Raw genomic sequence first — 10,610 nt, 5'->3', positions numbered from 1 at the left:
GGCGCGGGAGTGCTGCCCGTCCCGGAGCAGGTGACGGCGCAGGGCCTCGCCGGCCGGTTCGTGACCAGCGCGGCGGCGGGGAGGCACTTCGGCACCGCGGTCACCGACGACGGAACGACCGTGCTGGGCTGGGGGTCGTTCTTCAACAACCAGCTCGGCGTGACGTTCAGCGGACTCCCGGCCGACGGGACGGTCGCGGGCGTCAACGCCGGGGACGCCTTCGTGTTCGCCTGGATGGCCGACGGGCGCCTGTACAGCTGCGACGGCACGTTCGTGTTCGCCCAGAACGCCACCCTCTCCGGCGTCCCCATCCGGCACGCCGTCGCCAGTCTGCCCCAGTCGGGCCCGAGCTCGTTCTTCGCCTGGGGCGACGACCACGTGCTCTACGGCTGGGGGCTGAACAGCTCGGGGCAGCTCGGCCTCGGCGACGCCGTCGACCGTGCGACGCCGACCCCTGTGCCGCTACCGGGCGGAATGGATGTGGGCGATGTCGCGGAGGGCAATCAGCACTCGCTGCTCATCGGCACCGACGGCGTCTATTCGGCGGCCGGGTCGAACACGGCCGGGCAGCTCGGCACGCACGACACCGTCGGCAGGAACTCGTTCAGCTCACCGATCGTCGTCCACCGGTGGCCGTGATGCCGAGACGGCAGAGGCCGCTCGGGCGGATCGCACGGATCACGCTCAACGCCGCCGCCGTCGCCGGGGTGCTCTGCGTGGTGGTCGGCGCCGTCGCGTTCGTCACCGGGGTGCGTCCGATCATCTTCCAGACAGGGTCGATGGCGCCGGGCATTCCGGCGGGCTCCTTGGCGCTGACAGTGCCCGTCACGGCCGACGACATCCGGGTGGGAGACGTCGTCGGCGCGCCGCGCGTCGGCGACGGGAAGCTCGTGACGCACCGCGTGGTCGGTGCAGAGCGCCACGGCGACCTCCGGCTCATCCGGATGCGCGGCGATGCCAACGAGGCGGACGACGCCACCCCGTACGACGTGACGGACGGCGCCCAGCGACTGGTGTGGTCGGTGCCGGGCGTCGGGGAGGCGATGGCGAGCATCCGGAGCCCGTGGCTGTTCGTCGGGCTGATCGCGCTGCTGGCGCTGATCGCCGTGCCGACCAGGCGCGCCAGGCACCGGGCGAAGAAGCGTGCATCCGCGCGCGCCACCCGGCGCGCGACGTGGATCAGCCTCGCAGCCCGAGCAGCGGAAGCACCTGGGACAGATCCTGGCGATCCACCACGACATCGGCCGCTGCCCGCACCGCCGGCTTCGCGTTGAACGCGACGGACAGTCCGGCCACCGCCATCATCCGGAGGTCGTTCGCGCCGTCGCCGATCGCGACCGTCTGAGCCAGCGGGATGCCGGCGTCGTCCGCCCACGCGCGCAGCGCGGACGCCTTGGCCTCCGCATCCACGACCCCGCCGGTCACGGCTCCGGTGAGGACGCCGTCGACGACCTCCAGCCGGTTGGCGCGCCAGTGGTCGAGGCCGAGGCGTTCGCCCAGCGGGTCGAGCGTCTCGTGGAAGCCGCCGGAGACGACGCCCACCACCCCGCCCGCCGCGTGCACTCCGGCGATCAGCTCTGGGACGCCGTCCGTCACCGTGATGCGCTCACCGACGCGCGAGAACACGGAGGACGGCAGTCCGGCGAGCGTCTTGACGCGCTCGCGCAGGCTCTGCTCGAAGTCCAGTTCTCCGCGCATCGCGCGCTCGGTGACCTCCGCCACCTCCTGGCGTGCGCCGGCCTCCTCGGCCAGCAGCTCGATGACCTCGTCGTGGATGAGGGTCGAGTCTGCGTCGAGGACGACGAGGAAACGTGCTGTTGTTGCTGTGGTGCTCCTGCCGGTCATGGAACGACGTGCACTCCCTTGCCGACCACGGTGAGCCCGGAGTCGGTGACGGTGAAGCCGCGTGCGCGGTCGCGCTCGGGGTCGACCCCGATGGATGCGCCTTCCGCGACCACCACGTCCTTGTCCAGGATCGCGCGGCCGACGAACGCGTTCGCGCCGATCACCGCGCGCTCGAAGACCACAGAGTCGACGACCTTGGCGCCGGAGTCGACGGTCGCCCACGGTCCGAGCACACTGCGCTCCAGGTGGGCGCCCGAGATCACCGAGCCGAGCGACACGATCGAGTCGATGGTCGTGCCGAGCGCTCCGCGGCCGTCGCGGACGATCTTGGCGGGAGGCGAGTTGAGCACCTGGCTGAAGATCGGCCACTCGCGGTTGTAGAGGTTGAACACCGGGAGGGCGGAGATCAGGTCTTGGTGGGCCTCGAAGAACGAGTCGATCGTTCCCACATCCCGCCAGTAGTAGCGGTCGCGGTCGGTCGATCCCGGCACGTCGTTGCGGTTGAAGTCGTAGACGGCCGCCTCGTCGCGCGCCACGAAGTCGGGGATGATGTCTCCACCCATGTCGTGGTTGGAGTCCGGCCGGTCGCCGTCGCGCACGACCGCGTCGATCAGCGCGTCGGCGTCGAAGACGTAGTTGCCCATCGAGGCGAGCACCTCGCCGGGCGAGTCCGGCAGCCCGATCGGGTCGCTCGGCTTCTCGCGGAACGCGCCGATCCTGTCCGGGCGCTCCGGGTCGACCTCGATCACGCCGAACTGGTCGGCCAGGCCGATCGGCTGGCGGATGGCCGCGACGGACGCGGGAGCGCCGGATGCGATGTGCGCCTCGATCATCTGGCCGAAGTCCATCCGGTAGACGTGGTCGGCGCCGACGACGACCACGATGTCCGGCTTCTCGTCGCGCAGCAGGTTGAGGCTCTGCAGGATCGCGTCGGCCGAGCCGCTGAACCAGCGCTTTCCGAGGCGCTGCTGGGCGGGCACGGACGCGATGTACGAGTTGAGCATCCCGTCGAGCCGCCAGGTCTGCGAGACGTGCCTGTCGAGGCTGTGCGACTTGTACTGGGTCAGGACGACGATCTGGCGCAGCTGCGAATTGATGAGATTCGAGAGCGCGAAGTCGATGAGTCGATACTGCCCGCCGAACGGAACGGCCGGCTTCGCGCGGTCTGCCGTCAACGGCATCAACCGCTTCCCTTCGCCACCCGCGAGAACAATGCCGAAGATCTTCTTGCCTGCCATGCCACCACAGTAGAGGCAACATGCGACCTGTACTAGCGTTCACGACATGCGCGTTGATCTTCTGACCCGGGAATACCCGCCGGACATCTATGGCGGAGCCGGTGTGCACGTCACCGAACTCGTCCGGGCGTTGCGCACGGACACGGAGGTGCAGGTGCGCTGTTTCGGCGAGCCGCGCACCGAAGAGGACGTGCACGCATACCGCGTGCCGCATGAACTCGCCGGCGCGAATGCCGCGATCAGCACACTCGGCGTCGACCTGCAGATGGCGCAGGACTGCGGGGGAGCCGACCTGGTGCACTCGCACACCTGGTACGCGAACAGCGCCGGCTACCTCGCGAAACTGCTGCACGGCATCCCGCACATCGTCACCGCGCACAGCCTGGAGCCGCTGCGGCCCTGGAAGGCCGAGCAGCTCGGCGGCGGATACCGCGTGTCGAGCTGGGCGGAGAAGACGGCGTTCGAGGCTGCGGACCGCGTGATCGCGGTGAGCGAGGGGATGCGTCGCGACATCCTGGCCGCATACCCCGCGCTCGACCCCGAGCGGGTGACCGTGATCTACAACGGCATCGACCTCGACCGCTGGCAGCCGCTCGACGACGACGACCGGGCGAGAGCGCTCGGCATCGATCCCGACCGTCCCGCCGTGATCTTCGTCGGCAGGATCACCAGGCAGAAGGGCCTGCCGTACCTGCTGCGCGCCGCCCGGATGCTGCCGAAGGAGGTGCAGGTCATCCTCTGCGCTGGAGCGCCGGACACGCCGGAGATCATGGCGGAGGTCAGCCGCGGCGTCGAGCAGCTGCAGGCGGAGCGCGACGGCGTTGTCTGGATCGACAGGCTGCTGTCACAGGAGGAGCTGCGGGTGGCGCTGACCGCATCCACCGTGTTCGTCTGCCCGTCCATCTACGAGCCGCTCGGCATCGTGAACCTCGAGGCGATGGCCTGCGGGCTGCCGGTGGTCGGGACGGCGACGGGAGGCATCCCCGAGGTGATCGTGGACGGCGTGACGGGACGGCTGGTGCCCATCGAGCAGGCCACGGACGGCACGGGGACGCCCACCGATCCGGATGCGTTCGTCGCCGACCTGGCGGCGGCGCTGACCGACGTGGTCGTCGACCCGGAGCGTGCGGCTCTGATGGGCAGTGCCGGCCGGCTGCGGGCCGAGACGGCGTTCAGCTGGGCCTCCATCGCGGAGCAGACACGGGAGCTGTACCGGTCCGTCCTGGCCTGATCGCGCCGCTAGGCTAGAGGGTATGTCCAGCGTTCTTCAGCTTCACGATGTGTCCGTCGTCCGCGACGGGAATACGGTTCTCGATTCGGTGAACTGGACGGTGGAGCCCGACGAACGCTGGGTCGTCCTCGGCCCGAACGGCGCAGGCAAGACGACGCTGCTGCAGATCGCCGCCGCCGCGCTGCACCCCACCTCCGGTGAGGCAGAAGTGCTCGGCGAGCCGATCGGTCACAGCGACCTGTCGGAGCTGCGCCCGCGCCTCGGCTTCGCGTCGAGCGCGCTCGCCCGGCGCATCCCGCGCACGGAGACGGTGCTCGACGTGGTGATGACCGCCGCGTACGCCGTGACCGGTCGCTGGAACGAGGAGTACGAGGAGATCGACGAGAGGCGCGCCCGCCGCGTCCTCGGCGAGTGGAACCTCGACCACCTCGCGGAGCGCACCTTCGGCAGCCTGAGCGACGGAGAGCAGAAGCGCGTGCAGATCGCGCGGTCGGTGATGACCGACCCCGAGATCCTGCTGCTCGACGAGCCGGCGGCCAGCCTCGATCTCGGCGGTCGCGAGGAGTTGCTGCAGCTGCTCGGCGGATACGCGAGCGACCCGAGCTCTCCGGCGATCGTGATGGTCACCCACCACGTGGAAGAGATCCCGCTCGGCTTCAACAGGGCGCTCCTGCTGGCCAACGGGGGCGTGGCGGCGCAGGGCACGCTCGACGAGGTCATCACGGCGGAGCGTCTCGGCGAGACGTTCGGCGTGGACGTGGAGCTGACCGAACTGGACGGACGCTACAGCGTTCGTGCGCGTCGCGGCTCCGCTGACTGAACATCTGCTAAACTCGATAGCTGGCCCACCAGCCGACCTACTTTCCGCGCTGGGCTCGATGCATTCCTTCGATGCTCAGGCCACAACCGACAATTCACTACGCAACAAGGAAGTCCTGATGAAGACTGACATCCACCCCGACTACGCTCCGGTGGTTTTCCGCGACCTGGCCTCGGGTGCGGTGTTCCTCACCCGTTCGACCGTCACGAGCGAGAAGACGATCGAGTGGGAAGACGGCACCGTTTACCCGGTGATCGACGTCGAGATCTCGTCCGAGTCGCACCCGTTCTACACGGGCAAGCAGCGCATCATGGACTCCGCCGGTCGCGTCGAGAAGTTCAACTCGCGCTACAAGAACTTCGGCAAGTAACTCACGCCAACGAGGAAGGCCCCGACCGTTACGGTCGGGGCCTTCCTCGTTCTGGTCGGTGGATCAGTAGGTGTACGTGTTGGGGTTCGCCGCGACGACCGCGACGAGGATCACGAAGAAGATGATGCCGAGGATGATCTCGGCGAAGCCGATGATGATCGCCGCGATGGCGAGGCCGCGGCCCTGCTCACCGGTGCGCTTGATCTGGGAGAGGGCGACGAAGCCGAGGATGATGCCGACGATGTTGACGAAGAACGCCAGGATGAAGCCGACGATCGCCATCGTGTTGTAGCCGCGTGCGGCCGGAGCGCCCTGGTACGGCTGCTGGTATGGCTGCTGGCTCTGGGGCTGCTGCTCAGGAGGAAGTGGCTGCGGGTTGAGGTTTGAATCGCTCATACCCGTTATGGTACCAATCAGCAGATTCTAAGCCAACCGACAGAAATACATGTAGAGGCATGGACCTCAGCGGAGCGGCCAGGCTCCGGAGGTCGTGAAGCCGGGGTCGCGCACGCGGCGCATGTACTCCTGGAAGTCTGCGGCCTGCTCGCGGCACCAGTCCACCTGCATCCGGTGCAGCTCGGCGGCCTCGAAGGCGAGCGCCTCGGTGTGCACGCGGGCGAGCGCCTGGGCGACCCGTCCGGCGGCGATGGCGTCCGCTCCCGCATCGTGGGCGTCGGTCAGGTCGACGCCGTAGTAGGTGGCCGTGACCTCGAGGGTGCGCTTGCCCCTGCGGTACTTGTCGACCGCCTTGTCGATCACGAGCGGGTCGACGATGGGGCCGGGGGAGACGAGCGGGGAGACGCCGTGACGACGCGCCTCGCGGTCGAGCAGGGTGAAGTCGTACGGCGCGTTGTACGCCACCACCGGGATGCCGCGGCTGAAGAGCTCCCGCAGCGCATCCACGATCTGGGCGGTCGCGACGGCGGCGGGCATCCCGTTGGTGGAGGCGTGCTCGGTGGTGATGCCGTGCACGGCGGTGGCGCCGGCCGGGATCTCCACGCCGGGGTCGACGAGCCAGTCCTGGCGCTGCACGATCGTGCCGGTGTGGTCGAGGAGTCCGACGTGCGCTGTGACGATGCGCGACGTCTCCACATCGATGCCGGTGGTCTCCAGATCGAAGACGCCCAATTCCTGATGCCACGTACTCATGGATTCAGCGTATGAGCGACCACCGTCAGGCCAGGGACCGACACGGCCCTCGCCGGGATGCTCAGCTGTGGCGGGGTTCGATGTGCAGCCAGTAGAAGTTCTGCGTGCCGAGCGTGAGCGTGAACCGGCCGTCCTCCGCGACGGTCGGGAACTCCGCGCCGCCGAACAGGTCGTACAGCGTCGCTCCGGCGAACTCCGGCGCCTCCAGCGAGACCGACACCGGGTTGTGCGCGAACGAGAACACGCACAGCACGTCCTCCGGCTGGTCGCCGAAGTGCGAACCGCTGCCCTCGTACGAGCGCACGAACGCCAGCACGGACTCGTGGTTGGTCTGCAGCACCCGGATCGTGCCCAGCCCGAACACCGGATGCGCCTTCCGCACGTGGATCACGTTGCGGATCCAGTGCAGCAGCGAGCGCGACTGGGCCAGCTGCGCCTCCACGTTCACCTGGTTGTAGTGGTACACCAGCGACTGGACGACGGGCAGGAAGAGCTTGCCGGGGTCTGCGGTGGAGAAGCCGGCGTTGCGGTCCGGCGTCCACTGCATCGGCGTGCGGGAGCTGTCGCGGTCGGGCAGCCAGATGTTGTCGCCCATCCCGATCTCGTCGCCGTAGTAGAGGAACGGGCTGCCCGGGAGGGAGAACAGCAGGGCGTGCGCCAGTTCGAGCTCGGCGCGCGAGTTGTCGAGCAGGGGAGCGAGGCGGCGTCGGATGCCGATGTTGGCGCGCATCCGCGGGTCGTATGCGTACCAGCCGTACATGGCCTGTCGGTACTCCTCGCTGACCATCTCGAGCGTCAGCTCGTCGTGGTTGCGGAGGAAGACGCCCCAGGCGGAGCCGTCCGGCACGTCGAGCGTCTCGGACAGCACCCTGACCAGCTCGGCGGACTGCTGCGAGCGCAGGGCGTAGAAGATGCGCGGCATGACGGGGAAGTCGAACGCCATGTGGCACTCCGGCTCCTCCTCCGTTCCGAAGAACGCGGCGACCTCTCGCGGCCACTGGTTCGCCTCGGCGACCATCATGCGGCCCGGGTACTCGCGGTCGACCATCTCGCGCAGCTTCTTGATGAAGTCGTGCGTCTTCGGCTCGCCCTCGCCGTTGCCCTCGTCGGACTCGTAGAGGTAGGGGATCGCATCCAGCCGGAAGCCGTCGACGCCGAGGTCGAGCCAGAACCGGACGATGTCGAACATCGCCTCGTGCACGGCCGGGTTCTCGAAGTTGAGGTCGGGCTGGTGCGAGAAGAAGCGGTGGAAGTAGTACTGGCGGCGGGCCTCGTCGAACGCCCAGTTCGAGTCCTCGGTGTCGACGAAGATGATGCGGATGTCCGGCCACTTGTCGTCGGTGTCGTTCCAGACGTAGAAGTCGCCGTACGGCCCCTCCGGGTCGGAGCGGGACTGCTGGAACCACTCGTGCTGGTCGGAGGTGTGGTTCATCGGCAGGTCGATGATGATGCGCATGTTGCGCTCGTGCGCCTTGGTCACGAGGTCGCGGAACTCGTCGATCGTGCCGAACTCGGGGAGGATCGCCCGGAAGTCCGACACGTCGTATCCGCCGTCGCGCAGCGGCGACTGGAAGAACGGCGGGAGCCAGAGCGCGTCGATGCCGAGCCACTGCAGGTAGTCGAGTTTCGAGGTGAGCCCGGCGAGGTCACCGGACCCATCTCCGTTGCTGTCGACGAACGACCGCACCATGACCTCGTAGAACACCGACCGGCGGTACCACTGCGGGTCGAGGGTGAGCCCGGGCAGCGTGATGGGCGCAGTGAAACTCACGGTTCTCCTTCCGGCACGGTGGCCGACTGCAAGCGATTACAACCAGTCGAGTCTAGGTGGTCGCGATAGTGCCGTGTCCAGTCCTGTGAGCACATTGCCGGGGGTGGCATCCGCGCTGCCTAGACTGGTCTGCGATGAGCCCTTCCTCCGCACATACTGCTTCACCATACGCCGACGCGCTCGACCGTCTACCGGTGCGCACGGCCGAGGTGTCGATCCTCGGCGGCACCACCAGGTACTGGGACTACGGAGACCCGTCGGCGCCGACGACGCTCGTGCTGGTCCACGGCTTCCGCGGCGACCACCACGGCCTCGAGCCGGTGGTCGCCCAGCTGCCTGGCGTGCGGATGATCTCGCCCGACCTGCCGGGCTTCGGAGCATCCACCCCTCTGACGCAGGCGAAGCACGACATCGACGGGTATGCGCGCTGGCTGCGGGCGTTCGTCGGATCGCTCGGGATCGACGGCAGGTTCGTGCTGCTCGGCCACTCGTTCGGTTCCATCGTGGTGTCGGCGGCCCTGGCGGACGAGGCGGCACCGGATGCGCTGCACCCGAACGACGTCGTCCTGGTCAACCCGATCGGCCAGCCGGCGCTCGAAGGACCGCGCGGCATCATGACGCGCCTCGCGATCTTCTACTACTGGCTCGCGGCAGCGCTGCCCCGTGGCCTCGGCTTCGGCCTGCTGCGCAACCGCGCGATCGTGCGCGTGATGAGCGTGACGATGGCGAAGACCAAAGACAAATCGCTTCGGCGCTGGATCCACGACCAGCACGACCGCTACTTCAGCGCGTTCAGCGACAGGGATGTGGTGCTCGACGCGTTCACCGCCTCGGTGTCGCACGACGTCAGCGAGTACGCGGCGCGCATCCGGGAGCGGACCCTGCTGGTGGCGGCGCAGAAGGACGACATCACGCCCATCTCCGCCCAGTACCGGCTGCAGAAGCTGTTCCCGGATGCGCGGCTCGTCGTCATCCCCGGCGTCGGCCACCTCATCCACTACGAGACCCCGGCAGAGGCCGCCAGAGCGATCGAGGACTTCCTGGCATGAAGATCGTGTTCGACTGCCGTTACACCAGAATCGGCCGCCACGACGGGATCAGCCGCTACACCGCCGGGCTGGTCGCCGCCCTGGCGAAACGCCACCCCGTCACCATGCTGATCAGCGATCACCGCCAGCTGGAGATGCTGCCGAACCTGCCGTGGGAGCTGATCGGCTCGCCGACCAGCGCGGGGGAGCCGTGGGTGGCCAGGCAGGTCAACCGGCTGAAGCCCGACGTGGTGTTCACGCCGATGCAGACGATGGGCGGCTGGGGCCGCCGCTACCGGCTGGTGCTCACCGTGCACGACCTCATCTACTACCGCAACCGCACGCCACCGCGCGACCTGCCTGCGCCCATCCGGTTGCTCTGGCGGCTGTACCACCTGGCCTGGTGGCCGCAGCGGCTGCTGCTCAACCGATCGGATGCGGTGGTGACGGTCTCGCAGACCACCAAGCAGCTGATCGCCGAGCACAAGCTGACCAGGCGGCCCGTGCACGTGGTGCCGAATGCGGCCGACATGCCGGAGCTCGCCCCTGTCCGCGCATCCCGTACCAGCCCGGAGACGAAATCGCTGGTCTACATGGGCTCGTTCATGCCGTACAAGAACGTCGAGACGCTCGTGCGCGCGACGGCGCTGCTTCCCGACTACGAGCTGCACCTGATGAGCAGGGTGAGCGACGCGGAGCGTGCCAGGCTGGCCGCCGTCGCCCCGGAGGCGCGGATCGTGTTCCACAACGGGGCGAGCGACGAGGAGTATGCGGATACGGTCGCGGCGGCCACGGCCCTGGTGTCGGCGTCGCACGACGAGGGGTTCGGCATCCCGCTGGTCGAGGCGATGACCCTCGGCACGCCCGTGGTGGTCAGCGACATCCCGATCTTCCGGGAGATCGGGGGAGAGGCCGCGCTGTTCTTCGAAGCGGACTCCGCCGAGCAGGCCGCCGCGCGCATCCGGCACCTGGAGGAAGAGGGCGTCTGGGCCGCCCGATCGGCCGCGTCGAAACGCGAGGCGGAGCGCTTCACCTGGGACGCGTCGTCTGAACATCTTCTCACGGTGCTCACCGCGGCGGCCGCGAGGGCGAAACGAAAGCTCGATTGATGTCATAATCGCGTCGATGTGCAGTGGTGCACACTTCGAATGAGGGGGA

At 68.4% G+C, this 10,610-nt stretch carries 11 protein-coding genes and 1 pseudogene; 7 read left to right on the top strand and 5 right to left on the bottom strand.

The features are described 5' to 3' along the window. Nucleotides 1-639: pseudogene (locus tag B7438_RS15780) on the top strand (hypothetical protein); the annotation flags it as partial. Next, complete coding sequence (locus B7438_RS20365) at nt 639-1,274, top strand: S26 family signal peptidase (RefSeq protein ID WP_143465984.1); 636 nt, start codon at nt 639-641, stop codon at nt 1,272-1,274. The pseudogene B7438_RS15780 and the gene B7438_RS20365, both read left to right, overlap by 1 nt. Here B7438_RS20365 and serB read toward each other — a convergent pair. Both serB and B7438_RS15765 read right to left on the bottom strand, forming a co-directional pair. After that, the gene (serB, locus tag B7438_RS15770; RefSeq protein WP_085370641.1) at nt 1,180-1,845 is read right to left on the bottom strand and encodes a phosphoserine phosphatase SerB; all 666 of its coding nucleotides are present in this window, start codon (nt 1,843-1,845) and stop codon (nt 1,180-1,182) included. The two genes, B7438_RS20365 and serB, sit on opposite strands and share 95 nt — an antisense overlap. Next, a complete protein-coding gene (locus B7438_RS15765; protein WP_085370640.1) occupies nt 1,842-3,083 on the bottom strand; it encodes a glucose-1-phosphate adenylyltransferase in 1,242 nt (413 codons plus the stop codon). Before B7438_RS15765 ends, serB begins: the two co-directional genes overlap by 4 nt. A 46-nt stretch (nt 3,084-3,129) precedes the next feature. Here B7438_RS15765 and glgA point away from each other — a divergent pair, with 46 nt between their 5' ends. The 3 genes from glgA to B7438_RS15750 all read left to right on the top strand — a co-directional run bounded on the left by glgA (nt 3,130) and on the right by B7438_RS15750 (nt 5,504). Then, nucleotides 3,130-4,314, top strand: a complete 1,185-nt coding sequence (gene glgA, locus B7438_RS15760; protein ID WP_085370639.1) for a glycogen synthase — start codon at nt 3,130-3,132, stop codon at nt 4,312-4,314. 22 nt (nt 4,315-4,336) lie between these two features. Next, nucleotides 4,337-5,134, top strand: a complete 798-nt coding sequence (locus B7438_RS15755) for an ABC transporter ATP-binding protein (RefSeq protein ID WP_085370638.1) — start codon at nt 4,337-4,339, stop codon at nt 5,132-5,134. 118 nt (nt 5,135-5,252) lie between these two features. Continuing rightward, nucleotides 5,253-5,504, top strand: a complete 252-nt coding sequence (locus B7438_RS15750) for a type B 50S ribosomal protein L31 (protein WP_085370637.1) — start codon at nt 5,253-5,255, stop codon at nt 5,502-5,504. Nucleotides 5,505-5,567: 63 nt separating this feature from the next. On the opposite strand, the gene B7438_RS15745 is transcribed toward B7438_RS15750, so the two are convergent. From B7438_RS15745 to treS, 3 genes are all read right to left on the bottom strand, one after another. Next, the gene (locus tag B7438_RS15745) at nt 5,568-5,900 is read right to left on the bottom strand and encodes a DUF4190 domain-containing protein (protein ID WP_085370636.1); all 333 of its coding nucleotides are present in this window, start codon (nt 5,898-5,900) and stop codon (nt 5,568-5,570) included. Between the two features lie 66 nt (nt 5,901-5,966). After that, nucleotides 5,967-6,653 (bottom strand): 3'-5' exonuclease, encoded by a 687-nt coding sequence (locus tag B7438_RS15740; protein WP_085370635.1) that lies wholly within the window; start codon nt 6,651-6,653, stop codon nt 5,967-5,969. A 61-nt stretch (nt 6,654-6,714) separates the two neighbouring features. Next, nucleotides 6,715-8,424: a maltose alpha-D-glucosyltransferase gene (treS, locus tag B7438_RS15735; RefSeq protein WP_085370634.1), complete on the bottom strand. Its 1,710-nt coding sequence runs from the start codon at nt 8,422-8,424 to the stop codon at nt 6,715-6,717. 134 nt (nt 8,425-8,558) lie between these two features. On the opposite strand from treS, the gene B7438_RS15730 reads away from it, so the two are divergent. Continuing rightward, nucleotides 8,559-9,473 carry an alpha/beta fold hydrolase gene (locus B7438_RS15730; protein ID WP_085370633.1) on the top strand — a complete coding sequence of 305 codons (915 nt, stop codon included), beginning with the start codon at nt 8,559-8,561 and terminating at the stop codon, nt 9,471-9,473. Next, nucleotides 9,470-10,561: a glycosyltransferase family 1 protein gene (locus B7438_RS15725; RefSeq protein WP_085370632.1), complete on the top strand. Its 1,092-nt coding sequence runs from the start codon at nt 9,470-9,472 to the stop codon at nt 10,559-10,561. The genes B7438_RS15730 and B7438_RS15725 overlap by 4 nt, the downstream gene beginning before the upstream one ends. Nucleotides 10,562-10,610 lie beyond the last annotated feature (49 nt).

Origin of the sequence: Leifsonia sp. NCR5 (genome assembly GCF_002105485.1) — a bacterium.
In the GTDB taxonomy this organism is placed as follows: domain Bacteria; phylum Actinomycetota; class Actinomycetes; order Actinomycetales; family Microbacteriaceae; genus Leifsonia.
This window is presented reverse-complemented; position numbering and strand designations above follow the sequence as displayed.

What these genes read in the sequence shown, in the direction of transcription:
- B7438_RS15765 (WP_085370640.1), bottom strand. Translation starts at nt 3,083, where the DNA reads ATGGCAGGCAAGAAGATCTTCGGCATTGTTCTCGCGGGTGGCGAAGGG.
- B7438_RS15745 (WP_085370636.1), bottom strand. Translation starts at nt 5,900, where the DNA reads ATGAGCGATTCAAACCTCAACCCGCAGCCACTTCCTCCTGAGCAGCAG.
- B7438_RS15725 (WP_085370632.1), top strand. Translation starts at nt 9,470, where the DNA reads ATGAAGATCGTGTTCGACTGCCGTTACACCAGAATCGGCCGCCACGAC.
- B7438_RS15730 (WP_085370633.1), top strand. Translation starts at nt 8,559, where the DNA reads ATGAGCCCTTCCTCCGCACATACTGCTTCACCATACGCCGACGCGCTC.
- B7438_RS15755 (WP_085370638.1), top strand. Translation starts at nt 4,337, where the DNA reads ATGTCCAGCGTTCTTCAGCTTCACGATGTGTCCGTCGTCCGCGACGGG.
- B7438_RS20365 (WP_143465984.1), top strand. Translation starts at nt 639, where the DNA reads ATGCCGAGACGGCAGAGGCCGCTCGGGCGGATCGCACGGATCACGCTC.
- serB (WP_085370641.1), bottom strand. Translation starts at nt 1,845, where the DNA reads ATGACCGGCAGGAGCACCACAGCAACAACAGCACGTTTCCTCGTCGTC.
- B7438_RS15740 (WP_085370635.1), bottom strand. Translation starts at nt 6,653, where the DNA reads ATGAGTACGTGGCATCAGGAATTGGGCGTCTTCGATCTGGAGACCACC.
- glgA (WP_085370639.1), top strand. Translation starts at nt 3,130, where the DNA reads ATGCGCGTTGATCTTCTGACCCGGGAATACCCGCCGGACATCTATGGC.
- B7438_RS15750 (WP_085370637.1), top strand. Translation starts at nt 5,253, where the DNA reads ATGAAGACTGACATCCACCCCGACTACGCTCCGGTGGTTTTCCGCGAC.